Source organism: Polynucleobacter sp., assembly GCF_040400325.1.
Classification (GTDB): Bacteria; Pseudomonadota; Gammaproteobacteria; order Burkholderiales; family Burkholderiaceae; genus Polynucleobacter.
This window is the reverse complement of sequence record NZ_JBBAQK010000002.1, coordinates 164333-182241: the sequence shown is the minus strand read 5'-3', so window position 1 is coordinate 182241 and position 17909 is coordinate 164333. Positions and strand designations below refer to the sequence as shown.

The 17909-nt window shown below is 45.4% G+C and carries 20 protein-coding genes and 1 tRNA gene; 8 read left to right on the top strand and 13 right to left on the bottom strand.

The annotated features are described in order from the left end of the window. Positions 1 to 17: 17 nt before the first annotated feature. Complete coding sequence (locus ABWP14_RS03670; protein WP_353201620.1) at positions 18 to 284, top strand: hypothetical protein; 267 nt, start codon at positions 18 to 20, stop codon at positions 282 to 284. 87 nt (positions 285 to 371) lie between these two features. On the opposite strand, the gene ABWP14_RS03665 is transcribed toward ABWP14_RS03670, so the two are convergent. The 6 genes from ABWP14_RS03665 to cysS all read right to left on the bottom strand — a co-directional run bounded on the left by ABWP14_RS03665 (position 372) and on the right by cysS (position 6208). Then, positions 372 to 466, bottom strand: a tRNA-Ser gene (locus ABWP14_RS03665). Between the two features lie 77 nt (positions 467 to 543). Further along, positions 544 to 1794, bottom strand: coding sequence for an aspartate kinase (locus ABWP14_RS03660; RefSeq protein ID WP_353201619.1), 1251 nt, complete (start codon positions 1792 to 1794; stop codon positions 544 to 546). A 79-nt stretch (positions 1795 to 1873) separates the two neighbouring features. Beyond that, on the bottom strand, positions 1874 to 3184 hold the full coding sequence (gene tilS, locus ABWP14_RS03655; RefSeq protein ID WP_353201618.1) for a tRNA lysidine(34) synthetase TilS: 1311 nt from the start codon (positions 3182 to 3184) through the stop codon (positions 1874 to 1876). Then, entirely contained in the window at positions 3150 to 4121 is a 972-nt protein-coding gene (locus ABWP14_RS03650) for an acetyl-CoA carboxylase carboxyltransferase subunit alpha (protein ID WP_353201617.1), read from the bottom strand. The genes tilS and ABWP14_RS03650 overlap by 35 nt, the downstream gene beginning before the upstream one ends. A gap of 9 nt (positions 4122 to 4130) precedes the next feature. Next, positions 4131 to 4802, bottom strand: coding sequence for a DNA-3-methyladenine glycosylase family protein (locus ABWP14_RS03645; RefSeq protein ID WP_353201616.1), 672 nt, complete (start codon positions 4800 to 4802; stop codon positions 4131 to 4133). Further along, entirely contained in the window at positions 4787 to 6208 is a 1422-nt protein-coding gene (gene cysS / locus ABWP14_RS03640) for a cysteine--tRNA ligase (RefSeq protein WP_353201615.1), read from the bottom strand. The genes ABWP14_RS03645 and cysS overlap by 16 nt, the downstream gene beginning before the upstream one ends. 87 nt (positions 6209 to 6295) lie before the next feature. Here cysS and ABWP14_RS03635 point away from each other — a divergent pair, with 87 nt between their 5' ends. The 3 genes from ABWP14_RS03635 to ABWP14_RS03625 are packed head-to-tail and all read left to right on the top strand — an operon-like array spanning position 6296 to position 8437. Then, positions 6296 to 7183: a tetratricopeptide repeat protein gene (locus tag ABWP14_RS03635; RefSeq protein ID WP_353201614.1), complete on the top strand. Its 888-nt coding sequence runs from the start codon at positions 6296 to 6298 to the stop codon at positions 7181 to 7183. Continuing rightward, on the top strand, positions 7158 to 7661 hold the full coding sequence (locus ABWP14_RS03630) for a peptidylprolyl isomerase (protein WP_353201613.1): 504 nt from the start codon (positions 7158 to 7160) through the stop codon (positions 7659 to 7661). The genes ABWP14_RS03635 and ABWP14_RS03630 overlap by 26 nt, the downstream gene beginning before the upstream one ends. Further along, the gene (locus ABWP14_RS03625) at positions 7658 to 8437 is read left to right on the top strand and encodes a UDP-2,3-diacylglucosamine diphosphatase (protein WP_353201612.1); all 780 of its coding nucleotides are present in this window, start codon (positions 7658 to 7660) and stop codon (positions 8435 to 8437) included. The genes ABWP14_RS03630 and ABWP14_RS03625 overlap by 4 nt, the downstream gene beginning before the upstream one ends. A gap of 22 nt (positions 8438 to 8459) precedes the next feature. Here the strand turns inward: ABWP14_RS03625 and ABWP14_RS03620 are convergent, their stop codons facing one another. After that, on the bottom strand, positions 8460 to 9248 hold the full coding sequence (locus ABWP14_RS03620; RefSeq protein WP_353201632.1) for an inositol monophosphatase family protein: 789 nt from the start codon (positions 9246 to 9248) through the stop codon (positions 8460 to 8462). A gap of 144 nt (positions 9249 to 9392) precedes the next feature. Here ABWP14_RS03620 and ABWP14_RS03615 point away from each other — a divergent pair, with 144 nt between their 5' ends. Both ABWP14_RS03615 and cysE read left to right on the top strand, forming a co-directional pair. After that, entirely contained in the window at positions 9393 to 10142 is a 750-nt protein-coding gene (locus ABWP14_RS03615; RefSeq protein WP_353201611.1) for an RNA methyltransferase, read from the top strand. Positions 10143 to 10165: 23 nt separating this feature from the next. Continuing rightward, a complete protein-coding gene (gene cysE / locus ABWP14_RS03610) occupies positions 10166 to 10924 on the top strand; it encodes a serine O-acetyltransferase (RefSeq protein ID WP_353201610.1) in 759 nt (252 codons plus the stop codon). Positions 10925 to 10927: 3 nt separating this feature from the next. On the opposite strand, the gene ABWP14_RS03605 is transcribed toward cysE, so the two are convergent. Next, entirely contained in the window at positions 10928 to 11527 is a 600-nt protein-coding gene (locus tag ABWP14_RS03605; protein WP_353201631.1) for an FKBP-type peptidyl-prolyl cis-trans isomerase, read from the bottom strand. 161 nt (positions 11528 to 11688) lie between these two features. On the opposite strand from ABWP14_RS03605, the gene ABWP14_RS03600 reads away from it, so the two are divergent. Both ABWP14_RS03600 and ABWP14_RS03595 read left to right on the top strand, forming a co-directional pair. Continuing rightward, the gene (locus ABWP14_RS03600) at positions 11689 to 12819 is read left to right on the top strand and encodes a cupin domain-containing protein (RefSeq protein ID WP_353201609.1); all 1131 of its coding nucleotides are present in this window, start codon (positions 11689 to 11691) and stop codon (positions 12817 to 12819) included. Positions 12820 to 12922: 103 nt separating this feature from the next. Further along, on the top strand, positions 12923 to 13105 hold the full coding sequence (locus ABWP14_RS03595) for a hypothetical protein (RefSeq protein ID WP_353201608.1): 183 nt from the start codon (positions 12923 to 12925) through the stop codon (positions 13103 to 13105). A gap of 61 nt (positions 13106 to 13166) precedes the next feature. Here the strand turns inward: ABWP14_RS03595 and bamC are convergent, their stop codons facing one another. The 5 genes from bamC to ABWP14_RS03570 all read right to left on the bottom strand — a co-directional run bounded on the left by bamC (position 13167) and on the right by ABWP14_RS03570 (position 17909). Continuing rightward, the gene (bamC, locus tag ABWP14_RS03590; RefSeq protein ID WP_353201607.1) at positions 13167 to 14315 is read right to left on the bottom strand and encodes an NlpB/DapX family lipoprotein; all 1149 of its coding nucleotides are present in this window, start codon (positions 14313 to 14315) and stop codon (positions 13167 to 13169) included. After that, positions 14312 to 15184: a 4-hydroxy-tetrahydrodipicolinate synthase gene (gene dapA / locus ABWP14_RS03585; protein ID WP_353201630.1), complete on the bottom strand. Its 873-nt coding sequence runs from the start codon at positions 15182 to 15184 to the stop codon at positions 14312 to 14314. Before dapA ends, bamC begins: the two co-directional genes overlap by 4 nt. Positions 15185 to 15293: 109 nt before the next feature. Beyond that, a complete protein-coding gene (locus ABWP14_RS03580; RefSeq protein WP_353201606.1) occupies positions 15294 to 15782 on the bottom strand; it encodes a class I SAM-dependent methyltransferase in 489 nt (162 codons plus the stop codon). A gap of 51 nt (positions 15783 to 15833) precedes the next feature. Next, positions 15834 to 17036 carry a tryptophan--tRNA ligase gene (locus ABWP14_RS03575; protein ID WP_353201605.1) on the bottom strand — a complete coding sequence of 401 codons (1203 nt, stop codon included), beginning with the start codon at positions 17034 to 17036 and terminating at the stop codon, positions 15834 to 15836. Between the two features lie 24 nt (positions 17037 to 17060). Next, complete coding sequence (locus tag ABWP14_RS03570) at positions 17061 to 17909, bottom strand: 3',5'-nucleoside bisphosphate phosphatase (RefSeq protein WP_353201604.1); 849 nt, start codon at positions 17907 to 17909, stop codon at positions 17061 to 17063.

The window sequence follows — 17909 nt, the reverse complement described above, 5'->3', positions numbered from 1 at the left end:
TTTGTTACATTAGATAGATGAGTAAAAAAGGTCTAGGTGATGTGCAGTTCGTTGGTAAGGTGAAAACCCAGACCTTTAAGCAATTCCAGTTAGAGCGCCTGATAAAGGACGGCACAGTCATTCCTGCGTCTAATTTAGCCGCAGCGAAAGAACAAGAACTACAGCGTATTAGAGAGTTTGAGGCAGCTGCCGTGGATGAACAGCGCCATAGCAGAACAGCAAGCCCACCTCCAACAGACAAGCTGGATACCCAACCACTCACTAGGGAGAGGTTTGTAGAATGATTGGGTACTGAACTGGGTACTGTTGAGAAATTAGATAACAAAAAACCCAGCAACTCATTGAATTAACTGGGTTTATTTGAAAAGTACTGGCGGAGACGAGAGGATTCGAACCTCCGATCAGAGTTTTAGCCCCGATGCTCCCTTAGCAGGGGAGTGCCTTCGACCAGCTCGGCCACGTCTCCGTACTTGATACTCTTACTATGACCCACAGTTTAACGGATTACCGTCTGATGGGGGTTTTACTGCGGTTTTAATGCCTTTACTTCTGGTCAAGCTCAAATACTTTATGTAGGGCACGTACTGCCAATTCCATATATTTCTCATTAATGACTACCGATATCTTGATTTCGCTAGTGGAGATCATGAGGATATTGATGCCCTCCTCTGATAAGGTACGAAACATCTTGCTGGCAACGCCCACATGGGAACGCATTCCGACACCAACAACTGAAACTTTGGATACCTTTGGATCGCCAGAGATTTCTTTGGCTTCAATCTGAGACTGAACCGTATTCTTTAATAAGTCCAAGGCCTTTTGATATTCAGAGCGTGGCACTGTAAAGGTAAAGTCAGTTTTACCATCAACCGATTGATTCTGAATAATCATGTCCACGTCAATATTGGCATCCGCGATCGGGCCCAATATTTGATAAGCAATACCTGGGCGATCGGGTACACCCAAAACGGTAATCTTTGCTTCATCACGCGCAAAGGCGATGCCGGAAATAACTGCGGCTTCCATAGTGCTGTCCTCTTCAAATGTAATCAAGGTGCCCGACTTCATCTCAAGATCAAGTGGGATCAAAGGGTCTGTCAATGAAGACAACACCCTGGTTTTTACTTTGTACTTACCAGCAAACTCGACGGAGCGAATCTGCAATACTTTTGATCCTAAGCTAGCCATCTCCAGCATCTCTTCAAAAGTGATTTTATCTAGACGGCGCGCGTCTTCACAAACCCGTGGGTCAGTGGTGTAAACACCATCAACGTCGGTATAAATTAAACATTCATCTGCTTTAAGAGCTGCAGCCATGGCTACAGCAGAAGTATCTGAACCGCCACGACCTAGAGTGGTGATATTGCCCTCAGGATCAACCCCCTGAAAACCTGTCACGACTACTACACGACCTGCATTGAGATCGGCTAAGATTTTTTGATCATCAATACTCTTGATGCGTGCTTTAGTGAAAGATGAATCGGTATGGACTGTTACTTGCCAACCGGCGTAACTCACTGCATCAACACCTTCGCGCATTAAGGCTAATGCCAATAAGCCTGAACTTACTTGCTCACCAGTAGAGGCAATTTGATCTAACTCACGGGGATGGGCTTCAGGGTTAATTTCTTTTGCAAGACCAAGCAGGCGATTGGTTTCTCCAGACATTGCAGAGGGAACCACCACTACCTGGTGTCCGGCACGCATCCACTTAGCAACGCGTTTAGCAACATTGCCAATGCGCTCCACCGAGCCCATTGAGGTGCCGCCATATTTATGTACGATAAGAGCCATAAAGCCGTCTTTAAATTCTTTTATGAAGAACTCAGTTCTCCATAGGTCTAAAAAGGCCTTATTTTACAGGGTTTTGAAGCTAAAAACCGACTTGTTGCCACTCAGGCAACACCCGTGGCCCCGTTTTAACCAAGTGAGGATGGCTCAGTCCAATGCCTGCTACGGCAATGAGCTCTTGATTAATAAAGAGTAATGGCGCCTGACGTTGCCAAGGTGGGATAGCTCCCTCTTGAAAAAGGTTTTTGAGAGCTTTACGGGGGCTATTGGGCTTGATTTGAATCTTTTCAGCACCCACTCTGGGTCTGAATTCTATAAGTCCATTTTTCTGAGCCTCTTTCACCCATGCTGCAGGCAAACCTTCAGCTTGACTCTTGACATTGAGTTTTTTAAAAACCCACTTGCCCAGTGGTAGTTGTTCTTTTATCACTTGTAGCAAACCTCGCCAAAAGCGAATCTTGTGTTCGTCATGTAGCCATTCAAGTTGGGTATCGAGCTTTGCGCTAGAAAGATCTTTCAACCAGGCAGTCAAGCGCTCTTGTGAAGGCATCGCTAGCTCATTGGTCTTTAACCAATATCGGACGATGTTGTTAGCGGCCGGCAGATCTTGCTGTGCCATTAGCAACAAAGGTTTCACTCTCAGCCCACTCTGCTCTAACATCGTTTTACCATCCTGTTTTGCTAAGCGATCTAGAAGCATTTGGGAATCAGCTAAGACTTTTGCGCTGCGCGCTAAATTGGCAACGGCATCTGGCTGAATCTTTTCTAAGCTTGGAATAATGAACTTGCGGATCGCATTGCGACGGTATTGAGTATTCTGATTGCTGGGATCTTCAATCCATTTAAGCTTATGGGTTTTAGCGTAAACCTCTAGCTCTGCTTTGCTTTGATGAATTAATGGACGCCATAAACAAATGGTTGAGTCACCACTCTTGAGTTCACGCAGCTCTGACATGCCTGCAAGACCGGCTGCTCCTGCTCCGCGTAATAACTGCAATAGGACAGTCTCTGCTTGGTCATTCTGATGGTGAGCCAATAATAAGTCTTGAATATCATACTCTTCACATAACTGCTCTAGGGCCTCATAACGTGCTGCTCTGGCTCGGGCTTCGATATTACCTTGAGCTCCATCAGCACCTAAATGCAACAGTCGAAAATCAAAATGAATCTTGTATTTTTGAGCAAGCTTCTCACAAAAGACAAACCAATCATCAGCCGGTTTTTGCAAACCATGATGAATATGAAACGCCCAAATTTCTGGGGGGGTTTTGTTGGTAGATGATGCTTTACAAACAGTATCGAGCAGAACCACAGAATCGAGGCCGCCACTCAAGGCAACCGCAATTCGTTTTCCCAGCTTAGGACTTTGTTGCAATTTCCTTGAACTTGCCATAACTCATTAAACGCCGATGTCGGCGCTCTAATAATCCGTCTTCGTCCATGCCGTCAAAAGTTTTCAGTGACTCGGCAAGTGCTTTATGCATATTGACCATCATGGTGTCGTAATCACGGTGCGCACCACCAACTGGTTCAGCCACAATCTTATCGATTAAGCCTAAGGTCTTGATGCGCTGGGCTGTCAAACCTAATTGCTCAGCAGCCTCAGGGGCTTTATCTGCAGTCTTCCACAAAATAGATGCGCAACCTTCAGGAGAGATCACAGAATAGGTAGAGTTCTGCAACATCAACACTACGTCACCCATTGCGATAGCCAATGCACCCCCTGAACCGCCCTCTCCAATAATGGTGGAAATGATCGGCACTGTGAGCTCTGCTTGGGTATATAGATTACGGCCAATGGCTTCAGATTGGTTGCGCTCTTCAGCATCAATGCCCGGAAATGCACCAGGGGTATCTACAAAAGTAAATACTGGTAAGCCAAACTTTTCTGCAAGCCGCATCAGACGCATCGCTTTGCGATAGCCTTCTGGACGGCTCATGCCAAAGTTTCTGAGCGCGCGTTCTTTAGTATCACGGCCTTTTTGATGGCCAATGACCATACAGGCTTGCCCATCAAAACGGGCTAGACCGCCAATAATGGATTGATCGTCAGCAAAGGTGCGATCACCATGGAGTTCATGAAAGTCTGTGAATAAAGCATTTACATAATCAAGGGTGTATGGGCGTTGTGGATGACGCGCAACTTGAGAAACTTGCCAAGGCGTGAGGTTTGCATAAACGTCCTTGGTTAACTGCGTGCTTTTTTCGGCCAGAGTTTTAATCTCATCAGAAATATCTACTGAGGATTCATCCTGCACAAAACGCAGCTCTTCAATCTTGGATTCTAATTCAGCGATTGATTGTTCAAAATCTAAGAAAGTCGTTTTCATATGCTGATTTTAATATTCAACCGGAATGGGGTCGATACTTCTCCACATATACCAAGTCGCAACCGTGCGCCAAGGGGCCCAATTGGCAGCCACTTCACGGGCTTCATGGCGACTCACAGGTTCCCCACTGAAGTAATTGAGAGAAATAGCCCTAATCAGCCCTACATCGTCTAGAGGAAGGATATTAGGGCGTACCAGGTTAAAAATAAGGAACATTTCTGCTGTCCAGCGCCCTATCCCCCGAATATCACTTAATTCCTTAATGACGCTCTCATCGTCCATATCTTTCCATTGCGAAGCATGTAATCGACCTGAATGGAAGTGATCAGCCAAATCGCGAATGTATTCAACCTTGCGACCAGACAAACCAGCAGCTCGTAATTCTTCCACAGATAAGGCCAAGATATTTTTGGGATTAACTTTCTTTTTAGCCGCCACTAAAACTCGGTTCCAAACCGATTGTGCTACAGCTACAGAAATTTGCTGTCCAATAATTGATCTGGCTAGTGTATTAAATGCATCGCCACGGGTTACCAAAAATCTTGAACCATATTTTGGAATCAGTTTTTTTAAGATGCGATCCTGTTTAATCAGTTCACGGCAGGCTTGCTCCCAATATTCAGGGGCAATATCTTGAATATCTACTTTTTCATTTGCTGCTACCACTATGCTCTTCGCCATTCAGTTATACCGCTGGGTTTATCTTCTAATATGATGCCTTGCTCCAAAAGACTTTTACGAATGAGATCGGCTTTTGTGAAATCTTTCATCTGCTTAGCCTGTTTACGTGCCTCAATTTGCTCCTCAATTTGCTCAGGACCAATCCCATCGTTTTGTTTTGTTCCAGATTGTAAGAAACTGGTTGGCTCACGTTGTAAGAAGTTCAAGGAGGCGCCCAAGGATTTGAGTGTATTGGCTAATAACTGCCTCTCTTGGCCTTGCGTACGATTCATTTCGCTAGCCAAGTCAAACAACACTGCGATTGCCTCAGGCGTATTGAAATCATCATTCATGGAATCGGCAAAACGTTTTGCCCAAGAATTTTTGGAATCGAGCACTTCAATGTGGGTATCTTGAACTTGAGCTAATGCAGTATATAGACGAGCCAAGCCTGAACGAGCCTCCTCTAGCTGGATATCGCTGTAGTTAATTGGGCTACGATAATGTGCTTTGAGCATAAAGAATCGAATCACTTCAGGATCAAAACTTTTTAGTACATCGCGAATCAGAAAAAAATTACCTAAGGACTTTGACATCTTTTCTTCGTTGACCCGAATATGGCCGTTATGCATCCAGTAATTGACGAAGGGTGCATCATCCTCTTTCCGCTCTTTACCGTATAGCGCGCCTTCACTTTGAGCGATCTCATTTTCATGATGCGGGAACTGCAAATCGGCACCGCCCCCATGAATATCAAAATGTTCTCCTAATAAATCGCAAGACATAGCAGAGCATTCAATATGCCAACCAGGTCGGCCTTCGCCCCAAGGAGATTTCCAGCGGGTATCAGCAGGCTCTTCTGGTTTCGAACTTTTCCACAACACAAAATCAAGTGGGTCGCGTTTACCGCCTGATATTGTTACTCGTTCACCAGCATTCAGTTCATCCAATGATTTTCCTGAAAGACGTCCGTAACCAGGAAGTAAGCGCACAGCAAAATTCACATCGCCATCTTCGACTTGATATGCCAATTCATTTTCAATCAACTTACCAATCATGCCTTTCATTTGTTCAATGAAATCAGTAGCGCGAGGCTCCTGGTCCGGATGCATTAAGCCTAAGTCATCAGAATCAACATGCATCGCATCGATGAATCGCTGGGTTAAGGCAGAAATAGCTTCGCCATTTTCAATGGCCCGATGAATAATCTTGTCATCAATATCGGTGATATTGCGAACATAAAGGACTTCATAGCCGCTTGCCCGAAGCCAACGAACGGCCATATCAAACACGATCATGACCCTGGCATGGCCAATATGGCAGAAGTCATAGACTGTCATGCCGCACACATACATTTTTACCTGGCCCGGTACGATGGGCTTAAAGACCTGTTTTGAACGGCTTAGGGTGTTATAGATTTGCAGCATAGGGGTATAAAGGTTGGGCAAGTAGCGCCAATTTGTTAGACTGAGCGCTGAGTATATCGAATGAGCCCGTTTTACACCCCTTCTCTTATGTCTGTAACTGTCTTTGCACCACGTCCAGCCCTTCTGCTTGCCTTAGCGGCCAGCTTCTCATTGCTATTTTTGGGGGGCTGCACCACCCCCGCCCAAGAACGGACCCAAGCTGAGCTCTCTGCCCTAAATGTCCAAAGGATGAATTCCCCGCTGGCAGTAGCACAGCCCTATTTAGGAGGCTATAGTCCAAGTGAACCGCCTAGACTTTCAGCTGACACTGGATATGACCCCTTAAATCCTGAGCTCTCAGAAACGGTAGCCATCCCCTTTCTCTCCTTTCTGATTATTGAGCCAGATCCAATTCCTAAAAATGCAGTGCCACCGGATGTAGAAAAGTTAGTCAAGGCACGTCAATTTCAAGAAGCTGTCAATCTGATCGACACCAAACTCAAAACGAATCCGCAGAATGTACAAATTCGATTTGTAAAGGGTCGACTGCAAATTGAAATGCGCAAGTTTGACGATGCTAAGAAAACCTTAATTGAAATTACCCAGCAATTTCCAGAGTTACCTGAGCCCTATAACAATTTGGCAGCAATAGCAGCAAACCATGGTAACTGGATTGAAGCAAGGGATTATTTAGAGCTTGCCCTAAAGCTTCGCCCGACTTATGCAATTGCTGCAGCCAATTTAGGTGAAATCTATATTCGATTGGGTGCCCAGGCTTACGAAAATGCTGCAAAAGGAGCTCAGACCAACCAGCGCCAATACACTCTGCGAGCCAAGGCCCTATTAGATGTGCTTAAGCCGCCTGCTAAACGTCCTCCCCCAGCAAGTACTCCAGTGAGGCCTGCAAGCTCTAAAGATTCAGTTCAAAATACTCTTCCAACAACCAACCTTCCAGAAAGTAGACCAAGCAATGGCGCAAGTACTGTTAAAAACTAATCAGGGTGATATCACCCTCACCCTTGATTCCATCAAAGCGCCTAAAAGCGTTGCCAATTTTTTGCAGTATGTCAAAAGTGGTCACTACGATGGCACGATCTTCCATCGCGTGATTGATAACTTCATGATCCAAGGTGGCGGCATGACTGCTGGCATGAAGCAAAAACCGACTGTTGCTGAAATTGAAAACGAAGCTAGCAATGGACTAAAAAATGATCGCGGTACAGTTGCGATGGCTCGCACTAGTGAGCCACACTCTGCTTCATCTCAGTTTTTTATCAACCTCAATGACAATGATTTTTTAAACCATACCGCACCCAATGCCCAGGGTTGGGGTTATGCTGTTTTTGGAAAAGTGACTGACGGAATGGATGTGGTCGATAAGATTCGTAAAGTTAAAACGGATAGCTCTGGTTTTCATCAAGATGTTCCTGCCCAGGATGTAGTCATTGAGAAAGCCACTGTTCTCGAGGAATGATCCCGCAATATTCGAGCGCACTGCTCATTTCAGACCTGCATCTCTCGCCGTCAATGCCCTTGACGGCGCAACGTTTCTTTGATTTCTGTGAAAAGGATGCTCCCCAGGTAGAGGCAGTCTTTATCTTGGGTGATCTATTTGAGTATTGGGTCGGTGATGATATAGCTTCATCATCCCCGTTTCAACAAGAAGTCAGGCGTGCCCTTGCCAATCTATCAACCAAGGTCAAAACCTTCTACATGCATGGGAATCGAGACTTTTTAGTGGGCACAGACTTTCTCAAAAAGACAGGGATGACATTACTAAAGGATCCCTCATATATTGAAATTGCTGGCAAACAATATATTTTGAGTCATGGCGATGCTCTTTGCACTGCAGATGTAGGCTACCAAGTGTTTCGTACTTGGGTTAGAAAACCCTGGTTACAGAAATTATTCTTACGCCTGCCAGTTGCTTGGCGCCTTGCTATTGCTAAACATCTTCGAAGCAATAGCCTTGTGGTATCTCGCATACCAACGACTGCTTATCGCATCAAAACCAATGTCACGCTGCAGGCTTGTGCTGCTCTCATGCAAGAGCATTCCCAATCGCGTCTGATCCATGGGCACACTCACTTAACAAATCACCATCGCGAGCAATTAAAAGAACAAACATGGCAGCGTTGGGTACTTTCAGATTGGGATCTTGATCACCCGGAAAGCTTTTTACCTAAGGCCAATACGCTGTATATCGATGGACTGGGCCCACGTTTTATCGACCTGATTAAGCCTCAGTAACTAAATTCTATTTGAGGGTTTATTAAGAAACTGAATATTTCGCTAAGCATTGAACCATCTGCGCATAAATACGTGGGTTCGCAGCCATTACTTCACCGCTTTTTAAGAAGCCCTCTTCACCCCTATAGTTACCAATCAAGCCGCCAGATTCAGTAATAAGCAATGCGCCCGCGGCCATATCCCATGGCTTGAGATCGCTCTCAAAAAATCCATCATAACGACCTGCTGCAACATACGCTAAATCTAAGGAAGCAGCGCCAGGGCGACGCAGACCCGTACATTGACGAGTCATTTCTGCAAAAATTTTGAGGTATTTTTCAAGATCCTGATCTTCGCGATAAGGAAAGCCTGTGCCAATTAAACAATTCACTAGACGATCTTGTGAGCCCACTCGTAAACGACGACGATCTAAATACGCTCCTGCGCCGCGAGTCGCTGTAAAGAGTTCATCGCGCGTTGGATCGTAGACCACCGCCTGTTGGATCACACCATTGACTGCCAATGCAATCGAAACCGCGTATTGTGGAAATCCGTGAATGAAATTAGTCGTGCCATCTAAAGGATCGATGATCCAGATATTTTCAGCGTCAGAATTATATTCACCTGTTTCTTCAGCCAAAAATCCATGGGTTGGATAGGCCTCACTCAGTGTTTCAATGATGGCTGCTTCTGCTGCCTTGTCCACCTCGGTTACAAAATCATTATGCTGTTTACGATCAACTTGTAAGCGCTCCAAATTCAAGGAGGCTCGGTTAATCACAGTTCCGGCACGACGGGCAGCCTTAACGGCCACATTTAACATGGGATGCATAGTATTGATGGACAAATTAAATAAGAACAAGCTTGTAATATTGCCAACCGCAAATGCAAAAACTGCATGACAATAAGAACCTAAAAGATTGATTCTAAACGATTTGTATTCCTTACCCCTCAGCCCACCTTCAATCATCCTGCTATGAATCCCAAGAACCCTGAGCTGCTGCGTTGGATCCTGGTTGAAACGAGTCACCCTGGCAATGTCGGCTCTGCAGCACGCGCCCTAAAAACAATGGGCTTTGCTGATCTACGCTTGATTAACCCAAAGTTAATGGGTATTGCACAAGAATCAGAGGCAATTGCGCTGGCTAGCGGAGCAGGCGATGTCCTAGCTGATTCTCAAGAGAGTTATTCTCTGGAGGATGCGGTTGAAGGCTGTTCATTGGTACTCGGCCTTACCAGTCGCGATCGGGAGTTTGGCCCGCCTGCCTTGAACTGGATTGACGCACGTCCCCTAATTTTAAAAACCTTGGCCGCTGACCAAAAGGTCGCCGTAGTATTTGGGCCTGAACGAACGGGCTTAGATAATCAAGATCTTGCTCTATGTACCCATCGTGTTTGGCTTGATGCTAACCCACACTATCCCTCATTAAATTTGGCTCAAGCCCTGATGGTTTGTGCCTTTACTCTTCGCGAGGCGATCAATAGCGACTCAGAAGAGGCTTTATACATTCCAAGTAAGGACCTCAATGACTATGCAGACCCTGCTGCTGTCGCTGCCATGCTCGACCACTGGCGTGATGGATTAGAGGCCATTGGCTACCTAGATCCCGCTAACCCAAAGAAACTGATGGCCCGATTACAGGCTTTATTTGCCCGTAGCCGCCTACAAAAAGAGGAAATTGATCTATTGCGTGGCATTGCCAAGCAGATGCTCCTGAGAAAATAGGCCTACCCAGTTAAAATCACATTATGTTTAATCTCCTTTTTGACCATGTTGACTCCATTATTGTTCGAGATCCTGCCGCTAGAAATCGCCTAGAGGTCATTACCTGCTATCCAGGCTTACATGCTGTTTGGCTCCATCGTGTTTCCCATTTTCTCTGGAACCTGGGTTTGAAATGGATTGCACGTCTCATGTCCATGTTTGCGCGCTTCTTAACCGGTATTGAAATTCATCCTGGCGCCAAAATTGGCCGTAGGGTTTTTTTAGATCATGGCCTTGGTATCGTGATTGGTGAGACTACTGAGATTGGTGACGACTGCACCATCTATCAAGGTGTGACATTAGGCGGAACCTCCCTATACAAAGGCATGAAACGTCACCCCACCTTGGGCAAAGGTGTAGTGATCAGCGCAGGTGCAAAAGTACTTGGTGGATTTACTGTTGGCGATGGTGCACGCGTTGGCTCTAATGCGGTTGTTTTAAAAGAAATTCCACCGGGAGCCACTGCTGTCGGAATACCCGCACGTGTTTTGCACCCTGATTTACCGCAAAGTGCAGATACTAAAACAAAAGAATATTTTTCTGCCTACGGAGTCACACCCAATGTAGATGACCCTGTATCAATGGCCCTCAAAGGCTTAATCGATGCCACGATTGAGCAAGAGGCCAAAATTGCTGCTCTGGAAAGCATGATTGCCAAACTGAGTAATACACCAACTGATGTAAGCGCCACCAGTGATACTAAGCGTGATCTAGACGCCATTAAAGAATGGCTCAAGGAGTAATTTTTAATGCAGCGTTCGTGGATTAGAGTTACCCGAGCCTAAGGCTCCACTCTGAAATTCATCTTCTTCATTACTACTATCGTTTGGCATACCGAATGTAAAACTCTCACCACCTTCTGGGTGACGATTTTCAATCTCATCATCCGTTGCCGAGCGCACGTCTTCCACCTGAACCCAAAAACGTAAGGCCATCCCCGCAAGCGGATGATTACCATCTAGCACTACTTGATTATCAGCAACGTCAGTTACGGTATAGATCAAATGCTCATCCTCTGAATCATCACTAGCTTCCGTAGATTCTTCATCAGCATCTGGAATCCCTTCAAACTGCATCCCAATTTCTAATGGTTCAGGGAAACGGGTGCGTGGCTCTATTTTTAATAACTCGGGGTCATACTCACCAAAAGCCTCACTAGGCTCAAGCTGAATAGTGGCTTCAAAGCCAATATCCTGACCGTCGAGCAAGGTTTCAATTTTAGGAAAAGTGGCCTTGTAACCACCGTGCAGGTATACCATCGGAGAATCAGGCTCTTCGATGACATTATTTTGCGTATCGGTTAACTTATAGCGAAGGGAAACAATGGTATTTTTTTCAATCTTCATGCGGTATTTATCGAACATTTGTTTTTAATCAAAATCAATCAAGCTTTTACTTTATGGACTCATTTTACTTGAGCAAGCCCTATCAACCGCCAGAGGCTCCCAGAAGCCTGCCTTTAGACCAACCATGGGCTTTATTTGGGAATATTAGCCCCGAGCGGTTTATGTCACGTTATTGGCATAAAAAGCCATTATTAATCCGGGGGGCCATCCCCGCTTTTTCCATTCATCAGAAAAATCCTCCAGAATTAGATAGCCCTATTTCTGCCCCAGAACTTTTTGCACTCGCAGGGAATGAGTTGGTTGAATCGCGTTTAATTCAATCCAAACCCTGGTCTTTGCGATCAGGGCCTTTCAAGAAAAAAGCGCTTCCTAGGATTGATCAAGCTGATTGGACCTTGCTGCTTCAGGGCATGGAGGCGCACCACCCTGCTGCAGCGGCAATTCTCTCTTGGTTTCGATTCATCCCTGATGCTCGCTTAGATGATTTAATGATCAGTATCGCTGGCGTTGGTGGAGGCGTTGGCCCCCATTTTGATTCTTATGATGTTTTCTTAATTCAAATGTCTGGCAGAAGGCGCTGGCGCATCTCCACTCAAAAAGATTTAAGCCTTGATCCACGACTCCCCTTAAAAATATTACAAAACTTTACCGTCGAACAGGAATGGGTATTGGAGCCCGGAGATATGCTGTATTTGCCACCGCATATTGCACATCATGGCATTGCCCTTGATGCTGGGTGTCAGACTTGGTCTGTGGGTTTTCGCTCTCCGAGTTTTAAAGAGCTTCTCCAAGAAGGCTTATGGAGGCTTGCAGAATCTTTAGAAGCAATCCCAGGGCTAGAAGAAAAATTTGCAGATCCAAAACAAAATGCTATTCACACCCCAGAAGAACTTCCTAAAGAGCTCATTCAGCAGCTTGAAAAAAAATTGGCAGGTCTAAAGCTCGATCAAATTGACGGATTTTTACCGGGTATTACGGCTTATTTAACAGAACCCAAACAACATGCTTACTTCCATGGGCCTAAAAATCCCCTTTCACCAAAGCAGTTTGCTGAAAAATTAAGCTCTCAAATGCTCAAACCACATCCACAAAGCCGTCTACTGAGCCTTAACCATGAAGTCTATTGCAATGGAGAGATGGTGACTAAGGGGCAAGCGAAGGAGATTCAAGAGGCCTGGCGCTCTATTGCTGCCAACAAGAGACTGGTACTAAAGAAAAGCCTTCAAGCAAGAGTGGATTCAAGCCTGTATGAGGCCTATCTGTCAGGCTGGCTAATTCTTCAATCTGCTTAGAGAGATAGCTATAATTGGTACTGGAAAATACCTAGGGACTTTCCCTTGATCAATCCAGTAACAATTACTAATCATTGCTGTCATTTTTAAGAGGAAACTACAAATGAATAAATCACTCGTATTCGCTGCCATGTTAGCTATCGCTTTAGCCGCTTGCGGTAAAAAAGAAGAAGCAAAACCAGCTGCTGCTCCTGCTGCACCTGCTGCTGAAGCTCCTGCTGCTGCTCCAGCCGCGCCTGCTGCTCCTGCTGCTCCTGCTGCTCCTGCTGCAGACGCTAAGAAGTAATCTTCCTGATGAAGAAAAAAAGCCGCTGAAAAGCGGCTTTTTTATTAGCATCAAATCAAGATTATCTTTTTAGCTGCTCAGCAAGCAATGTTAGCAATTGGAATCCAGCAGGTGTGTTTTCAGGCTTACCATCAATATCTTGCACATAGACACTCGCAGAATTTTCGCCTGTAGTCTTGACGACTACCTGGTATCTTTTCGCTTTCAAACTCGAATCATCTTTGCTGCTAAACAAATTGGAGAAGAAGCCTTTAGTGTCGCCCAAATCTTTTGGATTAACATAGCGCACATAATAAATACCGTTTGTACGGTTTCGATCTTCCACTGAGAAATTAGATCGGTCCAAAGCCAAACCAACATCACGCCATGAGCGATCAAATCCTGAACTTAAATCAATATGGGCTTGATTGACACCATCTTGGACAAATTTTGCTTTAGGTGTTTTAGCATCGACTGGCGCAGCGACCATTGCTTTAGCCTGCTCTTGCGTCATTCCTAAGCGCTCCATCAGTCGCGCCAAGAATGCTGCCTCTAAATCTGGTTCACTCGGACGTGGAGTCCAAATAGTTGTAAGACAGGCTTGCGTAACGTCGCGAACACACTGCTCAACTGCACCACGTTGAGTAATATAAATTTCAGTTTCTGCTGGCTTGGTTGGCTCAAGACGGGTTTTATATTTATCACGCTCACCAGTGTCAAAAATGGAGCCGAGGGTACTGGCGATGGCGGAACGAATAAAGTCTTGTGCAATCTTGGCCCGATTTTCAGCCCAATCTGTTTCCATAATTCCAGTAGAGGGCGAATCAATTACTAATAAGAAGCCATTCTCTTGCCAAAAATCTTTCACCTGTGGATACAACTCTACGGCTGGCTTTTCAACTACCAACCAGCGGCGATCACCATCGCGCTCAATCCGCATCCCAGGTATTCCGGTCATCACATTCGTTCTACGCTGAGAAGACTTTTTCACAGCAGCGTTATAGTCGGACATCGTTGCAGTGCCATCTTGCACAATATAGCGACGATCCGCTTGGGACGTAATGAGATCGGGTGGATAGGCGAGATTAGGACCTCTAATGGCGCCACTTCCTTTGTAGTCAACCGTATCGTTACTGGTCACAGACTTGCAAGATGTTAAACCAAGAAGGGTAATCGTTAAGACTGCAAAGATCGCAAAATAGCGGCGCAGCATTTGTACAAAACACATCATAGTAAGCCTGCTTGTTTTAATGCTGCCTTTAAGGGCTCGCGCAATGGCTCACTGAGTGGCGTCAATGGCAGGCGAATGCCAGCGGTAATCTTACCCATCTGATGCAAGGCCCATTTCACTGGAATTGGGTTGGCTTCGATAAACATCGCTTTATGTACTGCAATTAATTGATACTGTATCTCACGGGTCTTTTTAACATCATCAGACATAGCAGCCACACACAACTGGTGCATCAGACGAGGGGCCACATTAGCTGTTACTGAAATATTACCTTTGCCACCCATCAGCATTAACATCGCAGCAGTTAAGTCATCTCCTGAGAAGACTGAAAAATCATGATGGCCTGCTCGCTGAAGATCAGCTATTAGGAGTGTTCCGCGTTCAAGGCTACCAGTAGCTTCTTTAATAGCAATAATGCCAGGCACGCTAGCAAGGCGAACTACCGTATCGCCAGACAAATCAGCTACAGTCCGACCAGGCACGTTATATAAAATGACGGGAAGATCTACAGACTCAGCAATCTTTTTGAAATGGGCATACATACCCTCTTGGGTAGGCTTGTTGTAATACGGCACTACTTGCAAGCTCGCATCTGCGCCGACTTTTTTAGCAAAATGCGTTAGCTCAACTGCTTCGGTAGTGGAGTTACCACCGGTTCCAGCAATCACTGGAATTCTGCCGGCAATGTAATCGACGGTTACGAGTATTAACTCACAATGCTCTTCTACGGAAACGGTTGGAGACTCGCCACTAGTACCAACGATCACAATACCATCTGTGCCTTCGGCAACATGCCAATCAAGTAATGCACGCAGGCTAGCAAAATCCAAGCTACCATCTTCGAACATCGGCGTAACTATAGCCGGCATGCTGCCAGAAATGGTTTTTTTGCTACCTGTGGAATGAGCTGTATTTGTCAACGAATGTATACCGATTGTGAGCTGTCTTAACCATGAAATTGTAACGGAATGCGTTCTTTTAGACCGCTTTTACTGCGCAGATCCGCTGCATCATAGCTGGCTTGGGGCTATCTTGATAAATATCCTCATAGGCGATGATTTTTAGGCCATGCCTAGCTGTCAAAGCAAGTAATTCCCCTGTTTTTAAGAGGAAATTAGGATTGGAGGGTTTTCCAAATGCTTCGTTTCCTTGCGCAAAGGTTTCATAAATCAGAACCCCGCCGCCAGTGAGCATTTGGGGTAAGCGGTCCAAATGTGGGCGGTATAAATAGTTGGTGACCACAATGCCATCAAATAGCCTACCTTCTAAGGGCCATGCCTCAAGCTCTAGATCCCATTGTTCTGGAGTAATTTGAGCAGTATGAACTGATTGGATCAGCTTTATATCTTGATCTACCGCGATAACAGAGAAGCCCAAATTCGCTAAATAACGTGCGTGACGCCCAGCACCGCAAGCAAGATCCAATACTAACCCTGACTTTGGAATCAAGTGAGCAAAACGTTTCACCCACGGTGAGGCCTCTAAATTTGCATCGTGGGTCGCTAGCAATTCTTAAGCTCAATCGTACGCAAGACCCATTGCTTCACGGACCTCGCGCATCGTTTCTTGGGCGACCTTACGAGCATTATCGCAACCATCAGCTATGATTGAGCGCAGCAAGCTAGGATCATCTAAATATTTTTGGGCACGCTCGAACATAGGTTGCTGTTCAGCCAAAATAGCATCAATCACAGGTTGCTTACACTCTAGGCAACCAATACCAGCAGATTTACACCCTTTTTCTACCCATTGCTTCGTTTCTTCATTGGAATAGACAGCATGTAATTGCCAAACTGGACAGCGGGCAGGATCACCAACATCTGTTCGACGAACTCGAGCGGGATCTGTCGGCATTGTTCTAATTTTCTTAATCACATCCTCAGGCAGCTCTCGAATGCTAATGGTATTACCATAAGATTTAGACATTTTTTGCCCGTCAATCCCTGGCATGCGTGATGCTGCAGTGAGTAGCGCTTGGGGTTCAGGAAGAATAATCTTACGTGAGCCTTCTAAGAAACCAAACAATCTTTCTCGATCAGCCATGGAAAGACTTTGTGCCTCTTGCAATAAAGCCTTTGCTTGCTCTAAAGCTTCATCATTGCCGCGCTCCTGAAATGCAATACGTAATTCTGCATACATCTTTGCGCGCTTGCTACCTAATTTTTTAACAGCCTCTAAGGCTTTCTCTTCAAATCCTGGCTCACGACCATATAAATAATTAAAGCGCCTTGCCACTTCACGAGTCATCTCGACATGAGGCACTTGGTCTTCACCAACTGGCACAAATTGAGCGCGATAAATCAAAATATCGGCAGCCTGCAACAGTGGATAGCCCAAAAATCCATAGGTTTGCAAATCTTTTTCTTTTAACTTTTCAATCTGATCTTTATAGGTTGGCACCCGATCAAGCCAGCCCAATGGGGTTCCCATGGAGAGTAGCAAGAATAGTTCAGCATGCTCAGGAACCTTACTCTGAATAAATAAAGTGGATTGGTTTGGATCGACTCCAGCAGCTAACCAATCAACCACCATATCCCAAACCGACTGCTCAATCACATCAGGAGTTTCATAATGGGTCGTTAATGCATGCCAATCGGCCACAAAAAAGAAGCAGGGGTATTCTGACTGCAGGCGTACCCAATTTTTTAAAACACCATGATAGTGACCTAGGTGCAAATGACCTGTTGGTCGCATGCCAGAGAGAACGCGTTCAGCAAACATCTTTTTTATCTTTAACTATATCAATTAATGAAACATGGACCAAACAGGTGTGAGGTGTTCGGGTAAAAGTGGCAAAGTGCCTAAATCAATGTGACTTTCAGAAGGATCATGAAAGTCAGATCCCCGTGAGGCCAAAAAACCATATTGCTGAGCAATTTTTCCATATTCCTGATATTGATCGGGGCTATGACTTCCGGTAATCACCTCTAATCCTAGTCCGCCATGATCCTTAAAATACTCAAAAAGTTGGTCCCTTTGCATGAGATTGAGTTTATACCGACCAGGATGTGCAATCACTGCTACTCCTCCAGCTGATTTAATCCAGCCAATTGCCTCATCCAGATTAGCCCAACAATGTGGTACATGACCAGGCTTGTCCTCTACTAAATAATTTTTAAATACCTGCTCAGTATCTTTACATACACCCCGCTCCACTAAGAAACGAGCAAAGTGTGTTCTAGAAATGAGATCGTGATTGCCTGCGTAATGCAGTGCACCTTCATAAGCTCCAGGAATACCCGCTTTTAGTAATTGCTCAGACATCTGTTTAGCACGACCACTACGACCTTCGCGAGTACGCCGAAGACCATCTAAGATACCGGAATCTTGCGGATCAATACCTAATCCTACAATATGGATAGTTTGACCGAGCCAGGTCACAGAAATTTCTACACCAGCCAAGTAATTCATATTAAGAGCAGCAGCCGCTTCTTTAGCACGCTCTTGACCACCTAATTCATCATGATCAGTAAGAGACCAAAGTTTGACACCGTTTGCATGCGCACGTTGCGCAAGCTGCTCTGGAGTCAAGGTGCCATCAGAGACTACTGAATGACAGTGTAAATCGGCATTAACGGCTGAAAGAGAACTCAT

Excerpts from the sequence above, each read along its gene's own strand:
- ABWP14_RS03650 (WP_353201617.1), bottom strand. The coding sequence starts at position 4,121 with ATGAAAACGACTTTCTTAGATTTTGAACAATCAATCGCTGAATTAGAA.
- ABWP14_RS03620 (WP_353201632.1), bottom strand. The coding sequence starts at position 9,248 with ATGCATCCCATGTTAAATGTGGCCGTTAAGGCTGCCCGTCGTGCCGGA.
- ABWP14_RS03660 (WP_353201619.1), bottom strand. The coding sequence starts at position 1,794 with ATGGCTCTTATCGTACATAAATATGGCGGCACCTCAATGGGCTCGGTG.
- cysE (WP_353201610.1), top strand. The coding sequence starts at position 10,166 with ATGTTTAATCTCCTTTTTGACCATGTTGACTCCATTATTGTTCGAGAT.
- ABWP14_RS03600 (WP_353201609.1), top strand. The coding sequence starts at position 11,689 with ATGTCACGTTATTGGCATAAAAAGCCATTATTAATCCGGGGGGCCATC.
- ABWP14_RS03635 (WP_353201614.1), top strand. The coding sequence starts at position 6,296 with ATGTCTGTAACTGTCTTTGCACCACGTCCAGCCCTTCTGCTTGCCTTA.
- ABWP14_RS03570 (WP_353201604.1), bottom strand. The coding sequence starts at position 17,909 with ATGAGTTCTCTTTCAGCCGTTAATGCCGATTTACACTGTCATTCAGTA.
- bamC (WP_353201607.1), bottom strand. The coding sequence starts at position 14,315 with ATGATGTGTTTTGTACAAATGCTGCGCCGCTATTTTGCGATCTTTGCA.
- dapA (WP_353201630.1), bottom strand. The coding sequence starts at position 15,184 with ATGCCGGCTATAGTTACGCCGATGTTCGAAGATGGTAGCTTGGATTTT.
- ABWP14_RS03615 (WP_353201611.1), top strand. The coding sequence starts at position 9,393 with ATGAATCCCAAGAACCCTGAGCTGCTGCGTTGGATCCTGGTTGAAACG.
- ABWP14_RS03645 (WP_353201616.1), bottom strand. The coding sequence starts at position 4,802 with ATGGCGAAGAGCATAGTGGTAGCAGCAAATGAAAAAGTAGATATTCAA.
- ABWP14_RS03595 (WP_353201608.1), top strand. The coding sequence starts at position 12,923 with ATGAATAAATCACTCGTATTCGCTGCCATGTTAGCTATCGCTTTAGCC.
- ABWP14_RS03625 (WP_353201612.1), top strand. The coding sequence starts at position 7,658 with ATGATCCCGCAATATTCGAGCGCACTGCTCATTTCAGACCTGCATCTC.
- ABWP14_RS03605 (WP_353201631.1), bottom strand. The coding sequence starts at position 11,527 with ATGAAGATTGAAAAAAATACCATTGTTTCCCTTCGCTATAAGTTAACC.
- ABWP14_RS03670 (WP_353201620.1), top strand. The coding sequence starts at position 18 with ATGAGTAAAAAAGGTCTAGGTGATGTGCAGTTCGTTGGTAAGGTGAAA.
- tilS (WP_353201618.1), bottom strand. The coding sequence starts at position 3,184 with ATGGCAAGTTCAAGGAAATTGCAACAAAGTCCTAAGCTGGGAAAACGA.
- ABWP14_RS03630 (WP_353201613.1), top strand. The coding sequence starts at position 7,158 with ATGGCGCAAGTACTGTTAAAAACTAATCAGGGTGATATCACCCTCACC.
- cysS (WP_353201615.1), bottom strand. The coding sequence starts at position 6,208 with ATGCTGCAAATCTATAACACCCTAAGCCGTTCAAAACAGGTCTTTAAG.
- ABWP14_RS03575 (WP_353201605.1), bottom strand. The coding sequence starts at position 17,036 with ATGTTTGCTGAACGCGTTCTCTCTGGCATGCGACCAACAGGTCATTTG.